Raw genomic sequence first — 16,220 nt, forward strand, 5'->3', positions numbered from 1 at the left:
GTCAGTTGGCCGCTATCGATCAACGGGGGACTTACCGGCCAAGTGCAGGCGGCCGGGCTGTGCTTCGGGGATGGGATCGCCACCGCTATCGTCAGCCTCGGCGACCTCGGCGGCGTCCAGTGCCCTGAGCGCACCGCGCTGGCGCAGCAAGTGCGTCTTCATCAGGGTTTCGGCGCCCTCCGGGTCATGCGCCTTGAGCGCGGAGAACACCGACAGATGCTCGGCGCAGGATTCGCGGATGCGGCCCGGCAGCTTCAGGCTCTTGTGGCGCGACAGCCGCAGCACCTTGCGCAGGTCGCTGATCAGGCCGGACAGCCAGCGGTTGCCGGCGAGCCGCTGGATAGCTTCGTGGATCTGGTAGTTGGTTTCGTAGTAGGCGTCGATACTGCCGGCCTGCGCATACTGGGTCAGGTCGGCATGCAGGCTTTCGAGCGCGTCGAGGTCCTCGGCGGTGGCGTTGCGCGCCGCCTCATAGGCGCAGCGTCCTTCCAGCAGCGCCATCAGCGGGAAGATCTCGTCGAGGTCCTGCTCGGACAAGGCGTTGACAAAGCAGCCGCGGCGCGGCTCCAGCCGCACCAGGCCTTCGGCGGCCAGCACCTTGAGCGCCTCGCGCATCGGCGTGCGCGAGATCCCCATCGACTCGGCCACCGTGGCCTCATCAATCCAGGCGCCGGGCATCAGCGCGTGCTCGTCGATCATGGCGCGCAGGCGCTCCGCGACTTCGAGGTACAGGGCCTGCTGGATGATGCGCATGGTGCCTCCGGACGGAAGAATGCAATGGCATCGGGGTGGCTTGCGGCACGGTGAAATGTGTCTTGCCAGGCCCAATAATTCATAATTATGAATAACGGCGACCGGATGACAAGACAATTCGATGTTGCACAGCCGCATGCGCAGCATCTTCCAGCGCTCGCGCAACGCTTGCGCGCCGATCAACAGGAGGGTCAGTCTCACCATGCGCCAGGGGCGGCGCGGACGAATGCAAGGCAGGGAACGCCACGGGGCGCCGCGTGCGGACTAGCCCGCCGAACCCCTTGCCGCGTGGACGCCGAACCAGTGCGGCACGTGCGCAATGGCCTCATGCAGCGTGCCCAGTACCCGGAAACTGAATCCGGTCACGACCGGCGAAGGCGGCTTGATATCGGGCACCACCACCACCTGCGCCCCCGAGCGGTTCGCGGCCGTTGCGCCGTTCTCGCTGTCCTCGAAGGCCAGGCACGCCCGCGGCGCCACGCCGAGGCGCTCGGCGGCAAGCTGGTACAGCGCCGGGTCCGGCTTGCCGCGGCGCACCTCATCACCACCCGAGACGGAAGAAAAGAAATCCAGCACGCCCACGCGCCCGAGCCGGTCCCTGATCTCCTCGACACGGGATGACGATGCCACCGCGCAGGGAATGCCCGCGCCGCGCAGCGCCGAGAGCAATTCCCTGGCGCCGGGCTTCAGCGGAAACCGGGGCCCGGTGGCCGGCGCATGCAATTGCGCGCCCGCCATCGCCTGCACCTGGCGGAAGGCATGCTCGTCGCCAAGCAGGGAAACCAGGAAGGCATCGGACTCCGGCTTGGCCTTGCCGATGACCTGCACGTAGTCGCTGGCCGCCAGCGTGATGCCGATCTCGCGCGCGGCGCCGATCCAGGCTTGCATGATGGCGCGCTCGGAGTCGATCAGCAGGCCATCCATATCGAAGATGGCAGCGGTGAACAAAGTCATCTGCGCCCGCTTTAACGGATCGGGGCCTGCGCCGCCTGTCCGTGACGGTTCGCCCAGACCACCATGGCAATGCCAGCCAGGATCATCGGCAGGCTCAGCCACTGGCCCATGGAGAAGTTCAGCGCCAGCAGGCCCAGGAAGTTATCCGGCTCGCGCGCGAACTCGGCGAGGAAACGGAAACCGCCGTAGCCGATCAGGAACACGCCCGAGACCGCGCCCATGGGGCGCGGCTTCCTGGCGAACAGCCACAGGATGATGAACAGCGCCACGCCTTCGCCGGCGAATTGATAAAGCTGCGAAGGATGGCGGGGAATGTTGTCGCCGGCCTGCGGGAAGATCATGCCCCACGGCAGGTCCGTGGGACGGCCCCACAGCTCGCCGTTGATGAAGTTGCCGATGCGCCCGGCCGCCAGCCCGCAGGGAATCATCGGCGCGATGAAGTCGGTGACCTCCATCCAGTGCCGCCCACGCAGCTTGGCGAACAGCCACATCGCCACGATCACGCCCAGGAAGCCGCCGTGGAAGGCCATGCCGCCCTCCCACACCTTGAAGATCTCAAGCGGATGGCTCAGGTAGTAATCGGCCTTGTAGAAGAACACGTAGCCCAGCCGCCCGCCCAGGATCACGCCCAGCACGCCGAAGAACAACATGTCGTCCAGGTCCTTGACCGTCCAGCCCTGGGCCGCGATATGCGGCTGGCGGATGCGCAGGCGCCCGAACCACAGGAACATGATGAACCCGGCGAGGTACATCAGCCCGTACCAGCGGATGGCGAGCGGGCCGAGATGAATCGCAACCGGGTCGAATTGGGGATGAATCAGCATGTGTGCCGTGGTTAGGGTTGTAGGTAGAGAGATCGCGCACGGGCAACCTGGCGTCCGGCGCGATATCAGGGTTCAGGCTGCGTTAGTCAGGTGCGTTGCCGCAGCGGCAGTGCCAAGCTCCGCGCCCGGCTCCGTGCCCGGTGTTATGCCAGCGTTTTGCGTCAGCGTCATGGCAGCGGCCAGCGCGCCGGCGATCTCGATAAACGATCTCAGCACGGGGCTCACGCTGTCGGCACCAGCCTCACGCCACACCAGCCCGGTTTCGATATCGGGCCCGGCGTCGCGCAACGGCAGGTAGGACACACCGGTACGGCGAAGGTTGCAAAGCGAGGCCGGCACCAGCGCCACCCCCATGCCGGCGGATACCAGGCTGACGATCGTCTGCATCTGGATGGCCTCCTGGGCGATCACCGGCGTGAGGCCTTCGCGCGCATAACAGCCCGTAATGATGTCATAAAACGCCGGCGCGCTTCGCCGGGGAAAGATGATAAGCGGCTCGTGCGCCGCATCTTTGAGCGAAACGCCCTCCTCGGCTGCCGCCGCGCCATCCGGGCGCCAGCCTTCCGGCACGGCCAGCACCAGCGGCTCGCGCACCAGCGGCAGGTAGGCCACGCCATGCGGCATGGCCGGCAGTTGCGGGCGGATCACCAGCCCGGCGTCGATGCCGCCGTCCATCAGGGCCTCCAGCTGGATATCGCTGGTGGCCTCGCGCAGTTGCAGCTGCACATTGGGGTGCCGCGCCCGGAAGCGCCGCAGCAGGTCGGGCAGGATGCCGTAATCGGCCGTGCTGACAAAGGCCAACGACAGCGTGCCGGCCTCCCCGCGCGCCAGCCGCTGGGCCAGGCCCGGCAGCGCGGCCGCATCGGCCAGCACGCGGCGCACCTCGGGCAGCCATTGCTGGCCCGCAGGGGTGAGCGCCACCGAGCGCCGCGTGCGGGCGAACAGCTGCACGCCAATCTCCTCCTCCAGCGCCTGGATCTGCTGGGACAGCGGCGGCTGCGTCATGGTGAGCCGCCGCGCGGCGCGGCCGAAATGTAACTCCTCCGCCACGGTAACGAAGTAGCGCAACTGGCGCAGGTCCAAAGGAGCTCCTGATATGTTTTTCGACTCAATAAAGGTTGAATAATATATTTGACACGATAAAAGGCAAGCGGCATGCTCTCGTCCACAACATGGCAAGAGCCTGCCCGGTCCTCGGAACCCTGAGGCGCCCCGCGCAGGCCGGCACACTTCCCCCGGAGATTCCCATGGCATACAACAAACGCTCGCAGCACATCACGCAAGGCGTGGCGCGCTCCCCCAACCGCTCGATGTACTACGCGCTGGGCTACAAGAAGGAAGACTTCGACAAGCCGATGGTGGGCATCGCCAACGGCCACTCCACGATCACGCCGTGCAACTCCGGCCTGCAACGCCTGGCCGACGCCGCCGTGGCGGCCATCAAGGCCTCCGACGCCAACCCGCAGATCTTCGGCACCCCGACCATCTCGGACGGCATGTCGATGGGCACCGAAGGCATGAAGTACTCGCTGATCTCCCGCGAAGTCATCGCCGACTGTATCGAGACCGCGACCCAGGGCCAGTGGATGGACGGCGTGGTCGTGATCGGCGGCTGCGACAAGAACATGCCGGGCGGCATGATCGCGCTGGCGCGCACCAACGTGCCGGGCATCTATGTGTACGGCGGCACCATCAAGCCGGGCAACTGGAAGGGCAAGGACCTGACCATCGTGTCGTCGTTCGAGGCCGTGGGCGAGTTCACCGCCGGACGCCTGAGCCAGGAAGACTTCGAGGGCGTCGAGAAGAACGCCTGCCCGTCGTCGGGCTCGTGCGGTGGCATGTACACCGCCAACACCATGAGCTCCTCGTTCGAGGCGCTGGGCATGTCGCTGCTGTACTCGTCGACCATGGCCAACCCGGACCAGGAAAAGGTCGACAGCGCAGCCGAATCGGCACGCGTGCTGGTCGAAGCCATCAAGAAGGACATCAAGCCGCGCGACATCATCACGCGCAAGTCCATCGAGAACGCCGTTGCGCTGATCATGGCCACCGGCGGCTCCACCAACGCCGTGCTGCACTACCTGGCGATCGCCCACTCGGCAGAAGTGGAATGGAGCATCGACGACTTCGAGCGCATCCGCCGCAAGGTGCCGGTGATCTGCAACCTGAAGCCGTCGGGCCAGTACGTGGCAACCGACCTGCACCGCGCGGGCGGCATTCCCCAGGTCATGAAGATCCTGCTCAAGGCAGGCCTGATGCACGGCGACTGCCTGACCATCACCGGCCGCACCCTGGCCGAGGAACTGGAAAACGTGCCGGACACCCCGCGCGCCGACCAGGACGTGATCATGCCGATCGAAAAGGCGCTCTACAAGGAAGGCCACCTGGCCATCCTGAAGGGCAACCTGGCACAGGAAGGTGCCGTCGCCAAGATCACCGGCCTGAAGAACCCGGTCATCACCGGCCCGGCCCGCGTGTTCGAGGACGAGCAAAGCGCCATGGACGCCATCCTGGCCGACAAGATCAACGCCGGCGACATCCTGGTGCTGCGCTACCTGGGCCCCAAGGGCGGCCCCGGCATGCCTGAAATGCTGGCCCCCACCTCGGCCATCATCGGCAAGGGCCTGGGCGAATCGGTCGGCTTCATCACCGACGGCCGCTTCTCGGGCGGCACCTGGGGCATGGTGGTCGGCCACGTCGCGCCGGAAGCGCACGTGGGCGGCAACATCGCGCTGGTGCAGGAAGGCGACTCGGTCACCATCGACGCGCACAAGCTGCTGCTGGAACTCAACGTGAGCGAAGAAGAGCTGGCCAAGCGCCGCGCCGCCTGGAAGCAGCCGGCACCGCGCTACACCCGTGGCGTGCTGGCCAAGTTCGCCAAGCTGGCTTCGACCGCCAGCAAGGGCGCTGTGACGGACTGAGGCTGCGGCTTCATCGCCAGAAGGACAAAAGCCCGCGAGCGATCGCGGGCTTTTTTTTGGCAGCGCAGACTCAAGCTCCCGCGTGGTTGCTCCCCTCTCCCGCCTGCGGGAGAGGGGTTGGGGGAGAGGGCGGGCGCTGGATACGTCGCCATGCTGGAAACAACCACGGGCTTCGCTTCAAGTGGCTCCTAGCTAAGCCACCCCTCTCCCTCTCCCCCTGAGGGGAGAGGGAGAGACAGCCGTCGTCATCGCCGGCGGCTTTGGCCTGTTCGCCGGCTTCGTTCGGTGCCTGGGGCCTTCACATGCCGCCCGGGTCCCGCTCGATTTCTTCCAGCGTGGCGTCCAGCCACTCCACCAGCCGGGCCTCCATCGCCTGTGTCAGTTCCGCCGCCAGTTGCGCGGTCAGCGGGGCCAGGCGCGATTGCAGCGTGGCTTCGGTATGGGCCTCCACCACCTGCGGCCACTCAGTGCGAAACCGCATCATCACGCGGGTCAGCAGCTCGCTGCGCACGGCGCGCAACTCGTCCGGGCTGGGCGGCGGGCTGGCGTGGTGCGTGGCGTGCGAGACCGAGTAGGCGCCATCCTGGGTTGACGGGGTTGGCTGGTGCAGTGCCGGGATATCGGGCGCGGGCATGCCGTCGCCGGTCTCACGGGGCATGACGACATGGGTGACCGGGCCGGGCCAGGTCATGTCATGCACGGGCTGGGCATGGCTGGGGCTGCTAGCGCCAGCGTCCGACCACGCTACCGTCTGCGGCGCTCCTGCCGCATCCGGCGCCGGTTGCCTGGCGCCGTCGGTGGGCAGGTCGATCACCTCCGTCAGCAGCGGAATGCTGTCGTTGGGCCCGATGCGCGGGATCACGCGCGAGGTGGTGCGTTCGGTCATGCGGCATCCCCCTTACCCTGTGTTGGCTGGCCGGCCTGGGCGATATCGTGATGCGCCAGCGGATAGCCGCGCTCGCGGTACAGGCGAAAGCGCTCGCGCCCGGCGGCACGGTCGTCGGCGTCGCTGCCGACCACCTCGATCATGCGCTCGAAGCTGGCGAACTGCACCGGCGGCTCGGCGCTAAGGTTGATCAGCAGCTGATGGTGCGGAGCCTGGTCCAGCGCGGCCGCCAGCACGATCGGCGTCACCCCGGCGTTCGGGCTGTCCACGCCGCAATGCGGCAGGAAATCCAGCGCGGAGAACGTCCACAAGCGCGCATCGAGCTGCGCCAGCTGCTCCGGCGCGCCATGCACCACCAGTTTCTGGCCGGCGCCGTACGCCTTGCGGATCAGCCGGCAAGCGTAGCCGAGCTTGTCGGGCACGTTGCTGTGGAAATCGATACGCGTCATGGTTGAAAGCAATCCTGTGAGAATGAAGCTAAACAGGGACGGACCCGCGCAGATGCCGGCGCCGGCCCGTCCCTGCTGTCAAGCATCAAGCTTAACCATCCAGCTTCAGCCAGCGCGATCCATCAGGAACTGCGCCAGCAGGGGCACCGGGCGGCCGGTGGCGCCCTTGGCGGCGCCGCTCTTCCAGGCCGTGCCGGCGATGTCCAGGTGGGCCCAGTCGTACTTCTCGGTATAGCGCGCCAGGAAGCAGGCGGCGGTCACGCTGCCGGCCGGGCGGCCACCGATATTGGCCATATCCGCAAAGTTGGACTTGAGCTGGTCCTGGTAGTCATCGTCCAGCGGCATGCGCCAGGCGGTGTCCATGGCCTTGCGGCCGGCTTGCAGCAACTGGTCCGCAAGGCCGTCGTTGCGCGCGTACAGGCCGCTGTTGACGTGGCCCAGCGCGATGATGCAAGCGCCGGTCAGGGTTGCCACATCCACCACGGCGGCCGGCTTGAAGCGCTCCACATAAGTCAGCGCGTCGCACAGGACCAGGCGGCCTTCGGCGTCGGTGTTGAGGATCTCGATGGTCTGGCCGGACATGCTGGTGACCACGTCGCCAGGCTTGGTGGCGTTGCCGGACGGCATGTTCTCGCAGGTGGGGACCACCGCGACCACGTTCAGCTTGAGGCCCATCTCGGCCACCGCCTGCAGCGTGCCCAGCACCGAGGCGGCGCCGCACATGTCGTACTTCATCTCATCCATGCCCTCGCCGGGCTTGAGCGAGATGCCGCCGGTATCGAAGGTGATGCCCTTGCCCACCAGCACCACCGGCGCCTGCTTGGCCGAGGCGCCGTCGTAGCGCAGCACGATGAACTGGGGCGGCTCCACCGCGCCCTTGGTGACCGCCAGGAAGGCGCCCATCTTCAGGGCCTCGAGCTGCTTGCGGCCCAGCACTTCCACCTTGAGCTTGTGGCGCTTGGCGATGCCGCGCGCGGTATTGGCCAGGTAGGTCGGCGTGCAGATGTTGGACGGCAGGTTGCCCAGGTCCTTGGTCAGCTCCATGCCGTTGGCGATGGCCGCGCCGCGAATCACGGCCTGGGCGGCCGCCTTGGCGTCAGCCGCGTCCACGGTCAGCACCACCTTGCGCAGGCCGGTGAGCTTGTCGGCGCCGTTGCCGTTGCCCTTGGCGTTGGCATTGGTGCGCTTGAGGCCCGGATGGCGCTCCAGCAGGCGATAGCCCGCCTCGCGGATCAGGGTGACGGTGGTGATCAGGCGCCAGGCCAGGTCGCGGGCGTTGCCAGCTTGCTGCGGGGCCTGCTGCTGGGCCAGGCACCACAGCACATTGGCGGCGCGCGTGCCGGACAAGGCACGCAGCGCGGTGCGCACGGCCTCGGCGAACGCCTTGTCGCCGAACTCGGCTTCCTTGCCAAAGCCCACCAGCAGCACGCGGGCAGCGCCCACACCGGCCACTTCGTGCAGCATCAGCTGGGTACCGCGCTTGCCTTCGAAATCGCCCAGCTTGATGAGCCGGGAGACCAAACCCTTGGTTGCCACGTCGAGTGCCTTGGCCACACCGGCCAGGCTCTGTCCTTCAAACAGGCCCACCACCAGACAATCGGTCTTGGTTGCCAGGAAACCATTTTGGCCCGCTTTGCTCCAATCCAAGGCTTTTGTGCTAAATTCCATCGCGCTTCCTTCCAGGGGCTTGTCCACCACGAAAGCTCCTATTATCCGCGATTTGCTGCCGGCGGTCCGCTATGCTTGCTAGCAAGCCCCCCGGCACCGACATCGCCCGCGCCGGCCGGCAGCCCGGAACCGACTCCGCATGATCTTTCAACAAGCCTTGCGTCGCGAGCTCGCATACACCGCCGGCGCGGTGTTTCTGGTCATGCTGACCTTCATGCTGACCTCGCTCGTGATCCGTATTCTCGGCATGGCCGCCAATGGCCAGGCCAGCCCCAATGACGTCCTGATGCTGATCGGCCTGGCCACCATCGGCTACCTGTCGATCCTGCTGTCCGCCACCCTGTTCATCTCCACCCTGATCGTGCTCACGCGCTGGTACAAGGACTCGGAGATGGTGGTGTGGTTCTCGGCCGGCATCTCGCTGCGCGACCTGGTCAAGCCGGTGCTGCAGTTTGCCGCGCCCTTCATCATCATGTCGCTGCTGCTGGGCATGTTCGCCTGGCCGTGGGCCAACCAGCAAAGCGCGCTGTTCCGCGACCGCTTCGAGCAGCGCGGCGTGCTGTCCATGATTGCCGCCGGCCGCTTCATCGAGCCGGCCAAGGGCAATTACGTGCTGTTCATCGAAGGCATCGACGCCGACATGAAGCACGCGCGCAATGTCTTCGTGGCCAACGCCGAGGCCGACAAGATCGGCGTGGCACTGGCCCACCAGGGCCAGTTCCAGACCATGCCCAACGGCGACCGCATGGTGGTGATGGAAAACGGCCGCCGCTATGCCGGCACGCCCGGCAAGATCGACTACCGCATCGTCGAGTTCGACCAGTACGCGGTCAAGGTGGACAACAAACCACCTGAGTCGGACGCCAACCTGCCGACCAAGAGCCGCGACACCATCGACCTGCTGCGCAACCGCACCAACGAGAACCTGGGCGAGTTGCTGTGGCGCCTGTCGCTGCCGCTGCTGGCCTTCAACTTTGTGCTGATCGCCATCCCGCTTGCCTACGTCAACCCGCGCCTGGGCCGCTACACGCCCCTGGTCTTCGCGGTGCTGATCTACCTCACCTACAGTAACGTGATCAATCTCTCGCAGGCCTGGGTGCGCTCCGGCTCCATCCCGTTCGCGTTGGCCTGGTGGCCGTTCCACCTGATCGCCCTGCTGGGCGCGGTGATGCTGTTCCGCTACCGCCAGAACCGCAGCCTGGGTGGCTGGCGCGCGGTCTTCGGCCTGCCCCGCAAGGGCGGCGCCCGGGGGAACCAGGCATGAAGGTATTGCGTGTCTACGAGCGTTATTTCGCGCGGCTGATCTACGGCGTCTTCGCCTTCATCCTGTTTGCGGTGCTGGCGCTGTTCGTGTTCTTCGACATGCTCAGCGAGCTGGAGAGCGTGGCCGGCCGCTACACCTCGCTGGTGGCGTTCTTCCACGTCATCCTGCAGGCGCCCACCCGCATCTATGAGGTGCTGCCGATCGCCGTGCTGATCAGCGCCATCTATGTGTTCTCGCAACTGGCCAGCCAGTCCGAGTACACCATTTTCCGGGTGGCCGGGCTGAATACGCGCCAGGCGCTGTTCTCGCTGTTCAAGCTGGCGATTCCGCTGGCCATCGCCACGTTTATCTTCGGCGAGTTCATTGGCCCCAAGGCCGAGCAGTATGCGCAAAAGGTCAAGCTCGAAGCACTGGGCGCCACGGTGTCGGCGGGCTTTCGCTCCGGCGTGTGGGTCAAGGACCGCGACCGCGATGCCTCCAAGGGCCATGAGGTCACGCGCTTCGTCAACGTGGCCGGCCTGCGGCCCGACCAGAGCATCACCGGCGTCACCATTTACGAGTTCGACGACCAATACCGCCTGAGCGTGATCCGCGTGGCCAAGGAAGGCCGCTACGAGGGCGGCCAGTCCTGGCAGCTCACCGGCGTGACCGAGACCCACTTCCTGGAACTGCCCAGGGGCGAGCCCGGCAAAGCGGACGCCCTGGCACCGGCCTTCCGCGGCGAGCAGCAAAGCGTGCCCACCATGGCCATGCGCTCCGAGCTGACGCCGCAGATCCTGTCGGTGCTGCTGGTGGAGCCGGAGCGGATGTCCACGGTGGACCTGTTCCGCTATATCCGCCACCTGCGCGACAACAAGCAGGACACCCAGCGCTACGAGATCGCCTTCTGGAAGAAAGTGATCTACCCGCTGACCCTGTTCGTGATGGTGGCGCTGGCCCTGCCCTTTGCCTACCTGCACGCGCGGGCCGGCGCGGTGGGCGTGAAGGTGTTCGGCGGCATCATGCTGGGGCTGTCCTTCCACTTGTCCAACACCCTGTTCTCGCACGTGGGGCTGCTGCATACCTGGCCGCCCATCGTCTCGGCGCTGATCCCCGGCACGCTGTACCTGCTGGTGGCGCTTGGCGCGTTGCGCTGGGTGGACCGGCATTAAGCTAGCCAGCAAGCATTAAGGCTCGAAGATGAATACCACACCCCTTCCCCGCCAGGCCATGGTGCTGTTCGGCCATGGCGCGCGCGATGCGCGCTGGCGCGAGCCGTTTGACCGGCTGCACGCCAGGCTGACAGCCGCGCTGCCGGATTGCGCGGTGCGCCTGGCCTTCCTGGAACTGATGACGCCTTCGCTGCCGGATACGCTGGCGGCGCTGGCCGCCGGGGGCGTTACCGACATCAATGTGGTGCCGGTGTTCTTTGGCCAGGGCGGGCATCTGCGGCGGGACCTGCCGGCGTTGCTGGATGATTGCCGGAGCAAGCTTCCGGGTGTGACGATCCGCTGCGCGGCGGCTGTTGGCGAGGATGACAGCGTGCTGGATGCGATTGCGGCTTATTGTGTGGGGACGCTCAGCAGCGCGGAACAGCGCACCTGAAACATCGAACGAAGCCGAAGAACGGGCCACAACCCCGCGCTACGACGACGGCAGTCGCTCCCTCTCCCCTCAGGGGGAGAGGGCTGGGGAGAGGGGTGGCTTAGCTAGGAGCCACTTGCAGCGAAGCCCGTGGTTTTTGACGGCACGACGGCGTAACGAGCGCCCGCTCTCTCCCCCGGCTTGCTCTCCCGCAAGCGGGAGAGGGGAGCAAACCGGCGCAGCCCGAAAGCTCACAAGCACACAAGCGCAAAGAAAAAGCCGGACAACGCTATGTTGTCCGGCTTTTTACATCGCACCCAGTGCTTCAGGCCGCGCGAGTCTGCGCGTATGCAACGTCGCCATCCACATCCTGCGGCACCACCTCGCTAGCCCGCGAGGCCAGCGCTTCGCCGATCATCAGCAGGCTGGGATGCACCGGATTGATCCAGGCCGCCGCTTCGCCCGCCGCCATCTGCCGCAGCGTGAACTGGCGGCTGCGCTGGTGCGCCGAGGTAGCGGCCTCAACCACCCAGGCAGGCGTGGAAGCCGGCTTGCCGTGCGCGATCAGCTGCGCGGCGATGGCTGCTGCCTGGTCGCGGCCCATGTAATACACCACCGTATCGGCCTTGACATCCGCCTCCACGTCGATCGTGTCAGCCGCCTTGGATTGCGTCGCAAACGCCACGCTGCGCGACACACCGCGCTTGGTGAGCGGCTTGCGGATCGCGGAAGCCGCCGCCAGCGCGGCGGTGATGCCCGGCACGATCTCGTACTCGATGCCGGCCTCTTCCAGCGCCTGCAGCTCCTCGTCGGCGCGGCCGAACAGCATCGGATCCCCGCCCTTCAAGCGCACCACGCGCTCGAACTTGCTGGCCTGGTCCACGATCTGGCGGTTGATGAACAACTGCGCGGTGGAGCGCTGGCCGCAGCGCTTGCCCACCTCGATCAGCTGCGCCTGCGGACACCATGCCAGCATCTCGGGCGAGACCAGCGCATCGTGCAGCACCACCTGGGCTTCGCCCAAAAGCCGTGCACCGCGCACCGTAATGAGGTCCGCGGCGCCGGGACCCGCGCCGATCAGATAGACCTTGCCCATGCCATGCTCCTTCGCGCTCACTGGATCGATTTGTCTATGCACTCGCCTTAAGCGAACGCACGGATCATGCCAGCGGCCACGGTGTGGTTGGTGGCTTCGTCGATCAGCACGAACGCGCCGGTTGCCGGGTTGTCGCCATAGTTGTCGCAGACGATGGGCTTTTGCAGCGAGATCTGCACCGAGCCGATATCGTTCAGGCCGATCTCGTGGCGGTCGGTCTCGTGCAGCAGCGTATGCACGTCCAGCACGCGATCCACCGACGACACGCGCGCGAACACACTGGCCGTGGTGTGCTTGAGCACATATTTGCGGGCCGGATTGAGCGATTCATCGTCGAACCAGCACAGGTCGGCGGTCAGCTTCTTGGCCGAAACGCTGTCCGCCGCGGCAGCCACGAACATATCACCGCGTGACACATCCACGTCTTCCGACAAGCGCACCGTCACGGTCTCGCCCACGCTGGCCGATTCGGCCACGCCGTTGGGGGTCAGCACTTCCGCCACCAGCGCATCGCGGTTGGCGGGCAGCACGCGCAGCTTCTGGCCCACGCGCACGGTGCCTGCCTCGACCCGGCCGGCATAGCCGCGGAAATCGTCAGCCTGGGCGCCGTCCTGGCGGATCACCAGCTGCACCGGGAAACGCAGCGCGGCGTCGCCTTCGGGTGCGGGTTCTTCCACCGGCAGGGCTTCCAGCAGCGGCAGCAGCGGCTCGCCCTGGTACCACGGCATGGCCTGGCTGGCGTTGACGATATTGTCGCCACGCAGCGCCGACACTGGCACGTAGCGCACATCCTTCAAACCCAGCTGGCTGGCCAGCTCGGTATAGGCCGCGCGGATCTGGTTGAAGCGCTCTTCGCTGAACTCGACCAGGTCCATCTTGTTGATGGCCACGATCACGTGTTGCAGTTCCAGCAGCTTCAGGATGGCCGAATGGCGCTTGGTCTGCGCCAGCAGCTCGGCGCGGCCGTCCGTCACGGTCACGCGGGTGGCGTCGACCAGCACGATGGCGGCGTGCGCGGTAGAGGCGCCCGTCACCATATTGCGGGTGTACTGCTCATGCCCCGGCGTGTCCGCGATGATGAACTTGCGGCGCGCGGTGGAGAAGTAGCGGTAAGCCACGTCGATGGTGATGCCCTGCTCGCGCTCGGCTTCCAGGCCATCGGTCAGCAACGAGAAATCGATCTGCTCGCCGGCGGTACGCTTGTTCTTGGCGTTGGTCAGCGCGGTCAGCTGATCGGACAGCACAGCCTTGCTGTCGTACAGCAGGCGGCCAATCAGGGTGCTCTTGCCATCGTCGACCGAACCGGCGGTGATAAAACGCAGCAGGCCTTGGTGTGTTGCTTGGGTGCTCATTTTAAATCCTTTCTTCGTCCCTCTCGCAGCGCTCGCTCCGGCGCATAGGCGGGAGGCAGCGCTAGGCGCGTGAGGGCGACGTGTACATTGGTACACGAGCACTCTCGCAACGACGCGATGTGCCCGCCTATGCGTCCGGGTTAGAAGTAGCCTTCTTTTTTGCGGCGTTCCATGGACGCTTCGCTGGTCTGGTCGTCCATCCGCGTGGCGCCGCGCTCGGTGATCTCCGTCACGGCCGTCTCGGCGATGATCTCGATCGGCGAGGCCGCAACGCTGGCCACCGGGCAGGTGCAACTGATGTCGCCCACGGTGCGAAAACGCACCGAGATCACTTCGCTGACGTCGCCGTCTTGCTTCGGCGTGATCGGCGTGACCGGCACCAGCAGGCCGTTCTTCTTCACCACTTCGCGCTGGTGCGCGTAGTAGATCGGGGGCAGCTCAAGCTCTTCGCGGGCGATGTACTGCCACACGTCCAGCTCGGTCCAGTTGGAGATCGGGAACACGCGCATCTGCTCGCCGGCCGCCATGCGGGCGTTGTACAGGCTCCACAGTTCCGGGCGCTGGGCCTTCGGGTCCCATTGGCCGAACTCGTCGCGGAAGGAGAAGATGCGTTCCTTGGCACGCGCCTTTTCTTCGTCGCGGCGGGCACCGCCCATCAGCGCGTCGTACTTGTTGGCTTCGATGGTTTCCAGCAGGGTCACGGCTTGCGCGGCATTGCGCGAGTCGGTTTCCTTGCGCAGGCGCACGGTGCCGCGCTTGATGGAATCTTCCACATGGCCCACCACCAGGCGCGCGCCAAGCTCGGCCACGCGCTGGTCACGGAAGCGGATCACTTCCGGGTAGTTGTGGCCGGTGTCGATATGCACCAGCGGGAACGGCAGTTCGGTCTTGCGGTCGCCCAGGCGGAAGGCCTTGAGCGCCAGGTGCAGCATGACGATGGAGTCCTTGCCGCCCGAGAACAGCAGCGCCGGGTTGCGGCACTCCGCCACCACCTCGCGGATGATGTAGATGGATTCCGCCTCGAGCTTGTCGAGGTGATCGTTTTGCACTTGCAGCAGGTGCGCCACTTCCGGCGCGCCGGTCAGTTCGTTCATGATGCCCATTTCGTCTGGCCTCAATGCTTGATGTTCTGTTCGTGAAGCCCGCACTCTTTCGAGTCCTTGCTCTCCCACCACCACCGCCCGGCGCGTACATCCTCGCCAGCGCGCACGGCACGCGTACAAGGCTCGCAGCCGATGCTGGGGTAACCCTTGGCATGCAGCGCGTTGACCGGCACGTTGTGGCGCTTCAGGTAAGCCCACACCTCGGACTCGCTCCAGTCGGCGAGCGGGTTGAACTTGGGAATGCCGCGTGCCTCGTCCATTTCCTCGAACGGCAGCTCCGAGCGCGTCACCGCCTGCTCGCGGCGCTGGCCGGTCAGCCAGGCGTCCGCGTGGGACAGCGCGCGGTTCAGCGGCTCCACCTTGCGGATGCCGCAGCAGTTCTTGCGCAGGTCCACGCTGTCGTAGAACGCGTTCAGGCCGTGGTTCTTCAGGTAGTTCTCCACCGCCTCGGGATCCGGCGTGAAGCGCTCGATGTCGTAGCCGTAATGCGCCTTGACCTCATCGAGCACCGCCAGCGTCTCGGCATGCAGGCGCCCGGTTTGCAGCGTGAACACGCGGATGCCGGCGCGCACGGCCTCGGTGCCGCGCAGGATGGCGTCGGTCACCACCATGTCTTCGGCTGCCAGGCTGGACGCAAAGCGGGCGCGGAAAAAGCGGCCGGCGATCTGCGCCAGGCGCAGGCCCAGCGCACGCTCCTTGGCCTCCAGATCCGCCACGCTGCCGGTGTACGCCGGCGCGGTCCACAGCGCCGGCGGGCGCAGTGACGAGACGGCAGCCTCGACGATTGCAATCTCGCTCATGCCGTTTCCTTGCCCAGCGCTTCGGCGCGGTTGCGGCGAAACAGCGGCAGCGGCTCATCCACCGATGCCTGGTAAGCCACGGTGAACTCGGTGAAGCCCTTGATGGCGTCATCGATGTTCTTGTCCGCGCGCACCGCAAAGGCGTCAAAGCCGCAGCGCTTCATGAAGTTCAGCTGGTCGCGCAGCACGTCGCCGATGGCGCGCAGCTGGCCGGTCCAGTTGTAACGGGTGCGCAGCAGGTAGGCGGTGGAAAAACCACGGCCATCGCGGAACACGGGGAAATCCACCGCCACCACGGCCACGCTGGCAAACGCGGCCTGCGCGTCGGCCGGCTCGTCTTCCGGCGCCAGCCAGATGCCGGTGATGTCGGCGGCGCGGCCAGCCAGCACGCCGTCCTTGTGCGCCAGCCATGCGGTCAGCGGGAACAGCACAGCGTCCTTGCCTTGCGCGGCGGCGACGATCTGCTCTTCCGTCAGGGCCGCGCCCTCGGCACCGCGCAGCACCGTCCATGCGTCATCGATGATGACCGGAACCGGGTTGGCGCCTTCGCCGCGTTGCAGTTGAATAATCTTTGCCATGTCGTTATC

At 66.2% G+C, this 16,220-nt stretch carries 16 protein-coding genes; 4 read left to right on the top strand and 12 right to left on the bottom strand.

All coding sequences use genetic code 11. The annotated features are described in order from the left end of the window. Nucleotides 1-12 precede the first annotated feature (12 nt). From AC1RQK_RS29080 to AC1RQK_RS29095, 4 genes are all read right to left on the bottom strand, one after another. The gene (locus AC1RQK_RS29080; RefSeq protein ID WP_492812693.1) at nt 13-753 is read right to left on the bottom strand and encodes a GntR family transcriptional regulator; all 741 of its coding nucleotides are present in this window, start codon (nt 751-753) and stop codon (nt 13-15) included. Nucleotides 754-1,017: 264 nt separating this feature from the next. Further along, a complete protein-coding gene (locus AC1RQK_RS29085) occupies nt 1,018-1,701 on the bottom strand; it encodes an HAD family hydrolase (RefSeq protein ID WP_492812808.1) in 684 nt (227 codons plus the stop codon). A 17-nt stretch (nt 1,702-1,718) separates the two neighbouring features. Then, on the bottom strand, nt 1,719-2,531 hold the full coding sequence (lgt, locus tag AC1RQK_RS29090) for a prolipoprotein diacylglyceryl transferase (protein WP_492375466.1): 813 nt from the start codon (nt 2,529-2,531) through the stop codon (nt 1,719-1,721). Nucleotides 2,532-2,603: 72 nt separating this feature from the next. Beyond that, on the bottom strand, nt 2,604-3,614 hold the full coding sequence (locus tag AC1RQK_RS29095; RefSeq protein WP_492375465.1) for a LysR family transcriptional regulator: 1,011 nt from the start codon (nt 3,612-3,614) through the stop codon (nt 2,604-2,606). 164 nt (nt 3,615-3,778) lie between these two features. On the opposite strand from AC1RQK_RS29095, the gene ilvD reads away from it, so the two are divergent. After that, nucleotides 3,779-5,452: a dihydroxy-acid dehydratase gene (ilvD, locus tag AC1RQK_RS29100; RefSeq protein ID WP_043348892.1), complete on the top strand. Its 1,674-nt coding sequence runs from the start codon at nt 3,779-3,781 to the stop codon at nt 5,450-5,452. A gap of 298 nt (nt 5,453-5,750) precedes the next feature. Here ilvD and AC1RQK_RS29105 read toward each other — a convergent pair whose 3' ends face one another. The 3 genes from AC1RQK_RS29105 to AC1RQK_RS29115 all read right to left on the bottom strand — a co-directional run bounded on the left by AC1RQK_RS29105 (nt 5,751) and on the right by AC1RQK_RS29115 (nt 8,455). Further along, on the bottom strand, nt 5,751-6,338 hold the full coding sequence (locus tag AC1RQK_RS29105) for a hypothetical protein (protein ID WP_492375665.1): 588 nt from the start codon (nt 6,336-6,338) through the stop codon (nt 5,751-5,753). Next, nucleotides 6,335-6,787 carry a DNA polymerase III subunit chi gene (locus tag AC1RQK_RS29110; protein WP_492375664.1) on the bottom strand — a complete coding sequence of 151 codons (453 nt, stop codon included), beginning with the start codon at nt 6,785-6,787 and terminating at the stop codon, nt 6,335-6,337. Before AC1RQK_RS29110 ends, AC1RQK_RS29105 begins: the two co-directional genes overlap by 4 nt. Before the next feature lie 105 nt (nt 6,788-6,892). Next, nucleotides 6,893-8,455, bottom strand: a complete 1,563-nt coding sequence (locus AC1RQK_RS29115; protein ID WP_492375663.1) for a leucyl aminopeptidase — start codon at nt 8,453-8,455, stop codon at nt 6,893-6,895. Nucleotides 8,456-8,594: 139 nt separating this feature from the next. Between AC1RQK_RS29115 and lptF the strand changes: the two genes are divergently transcribed. Genes lptF through AC1RQK_RS29130 form a run of 3 tightly spaced genes read left to right on the top strand, consistent with a single transcriptional unit; the run spans nt 8,595 to nt 11,303 of the window. Beyond that, a complete protein-coding gene (gene lptF / locus AC1RQK_RS29120; RefSeq protein WP_183036652.1) occupies nt 8,595-9,719 on the top strand; it encodes an LPS export ABC transporter permease LptF in 1,125 nt (374 codons plus the stop codon). Next, a complete protein-coding gene (gene lptG, locus AC1RQK_RS29125) occupies nt 9,716-10,870 on the top strand; it encodes an LPS export ABC transporter permease LptG (protein ID WP_416049489.1) in 1,155 nt (384 codons plus the stop codon). The genes lptF and lptG overlap by 4 nt, the downstream gene beginning before the upstream one ends. A 28-nt stretch (nt 10,871-10,898) precedes the next feature. Continuing rightward, nucleotides 10,899-11,303, top strand: a complete 405-nt coding sequence (locus AC1RQK_RS29130; RefSeq protein ID WP_492812698.1) for a sirohydrochlorin chelatase — start codon at nt 10,899-10,901, stop codon at nt 11,301-11,303. 304 nt (nt 11,304-11,607) lie between these two features. Here AC1RQK_RS29130 and cobA read toward each other — a convergent pair whose 3' ends face one another. From cobA to AC1RQK_RS29155, 5 genes are all read right to left on the bottom strand, one after another. Beyond that, nucleotides 11,608-12,378: a uroporphyrinogen-III C-methyltransferase gene (gene cobA, locus AC1RQK_RS29135; protein ID WP_492375661.1), complete on the bottom strand. Its 771-nt coding sequence runs from the start codon at nt 12,376-12,378 to the stop codon at nt 11,608-11,610. A 47-nt stretch (nt 12,379-12,425) separates the two neighbouring features. After that, on the bottom strand, nt 12,426-13,730 hold the full coding sequence (locus AC1RQK_RS29140; RefSeq protein ID WP_174427935.1) for a sulfate adenylyltransferase subunit 1: 1,305 nt from the start codon (nt 13,728-13,730) through the stop codon (nt 12,426-12,428). Nucleotides 13,731-13,870: 140 nt separating this feature from the next. Next, complete coding sequence (gene cysD, locus AC1RQK_RS29145) at nt 13,871-14,833, bottom strand: sulfate adenylyltransferase subunit CysD (RefSeq protein ID WP_459371774.1); 963 nt, start codon at nt 14,831-14,833, stop codon at nt 13,871-13,873. A gap of 11 nt (nt 14,834-14,844) precedes the next feature. Next, complete coding sequence (locus AC1RQK_RS29150; protein ID WP_492375660.1) at nt 14,845-15,633, bottom strand: phosphoadenylyl-sulfate reductase; 789 nt, start codon at nt 15,631-15,633, stop codon at nt 14,845-14,847. Further along, on the bottom strand, nt 15,630-16,211 hold the full coding sequence (locus tag AC1RQK_RS29155) for a DUF934 domain-containing protein (protein WP_416049494.1): 582 nt from the start codon (nt 16,209-16,211) through the stop codon (nt 15,630-15,632). Before AC1RQK_RS29155 ends, AC1RQK_RS29150 begins: the two co-directional genes overlap by 4 nt. Nucleotides 16,212-16,220 lie beyond the last annotated feature (9 nt).

The sequence above is a fragment of the Cupriavidus sp. GW822-FHT02D05 genome (assembly GCF_058802485.1).

Excerpts from the sequence above, each read along its gene's own strand:
- AC1RQK_RS29130 (WP_492812698.1), top strand. The coding sequence starts at position 10,899 with ATGAATACCACACCCCTTCCCCGCCAGGCCATGGTGCTGTTCGGCCAT.
- lptF (WP_183036652.1), top strand. The coding sequence starts at position 8,595 with ATGATCTTTCAACAAGCCTTGCGTCGCGAGCTCGCATACACCGCCGGC.
- cysD (WP_459371774.1), bottom strand. The coding sequence starts at position 14,833 with ATGGGCATCATGAACGAACTGACCGGCGCGCCGGAAGTGGCGCACCTG.
- AC1RQK_RS29110 (WP_492375664.1), bottom strand. The coding sequence starts at position 6,787 with ATGACGCGTATCGATTTCCACAGCAACGTGCCCGACAAGCTCGGCTAC.
- lgt (WP_492375466.1), bottom strand. The coding sequence starts at position 2,531 with ATGCTGATTCATCCCCAATTCGACCCGGTTGCGATTCATCTCGGCCCG.
- lptG (WP_416049489.1), top strand. The coding sequence starts at position 9,716 with ATGAAGGTATTGCGTGTCTACGAGCGTTATTTCGCGCGGCTGATCTAC.
- AC1RQK_RS29150 (WP_492375660.1), bottom strand. The coding sequence starts at position 15,633 with ATGAGCGAGATTGCAATCGTCGAGGCTGCCGTCTCGTCACTGCGCCCG.
- AC1RQK_RS29105 (WP_492375665.1), bottom strand. The coding sequence starts at position 6,338 with ATGACCGAACGCACCACCTCGCGCGTGATCCCGCGCATCGGGCCCAAC.
- AC1RQK_RS29080 (WP_492812693.1), bottom strand. The coding sequence starts at position 753 with ATGCGCATCATCCAGCAGGCCCTGTACCTCGAAGTCGCGGAGCGCCTG.
- cobA (WP_492375661.1), bottom strand. The coding sequence starts at position 12,378 with ATGGGCAAGGTCTATCTGATCGGCGCGGGTCCCGGCGCCGCGGACCTC.
- AC1RQK_RS29140 (WP_174427935.1), bottom strand. The coding sequence starts at position 13,730 with ATGAGCACCCAAGCAACACACCAAGGCCTGCTGCGTTTTATCACCGCC.
- AC1RQK_RS29155 (WP_416049494.1), bottom strand. The coding sequence starts at position 16,211 with ATGGCAAAGATTATTCAACTGCAACGCGGCGAAGGCGCCAACCCGGTT.
- ilvD (WP_043348892.1), top strand. The coding sequence starts at position 3,779 with ATGGCATACAACAAACGCTCGCAGCACATCACGCAAGGCGTGGCGCGC.
- AC1RQK_RS29115 (WP_492375663.1), bottom strand. The coding sequence starts at position 8,455 with ATGGAATTTAGCACAAAAGCCTTGGATTGGAGCAAAGCGGGCCAAAAT.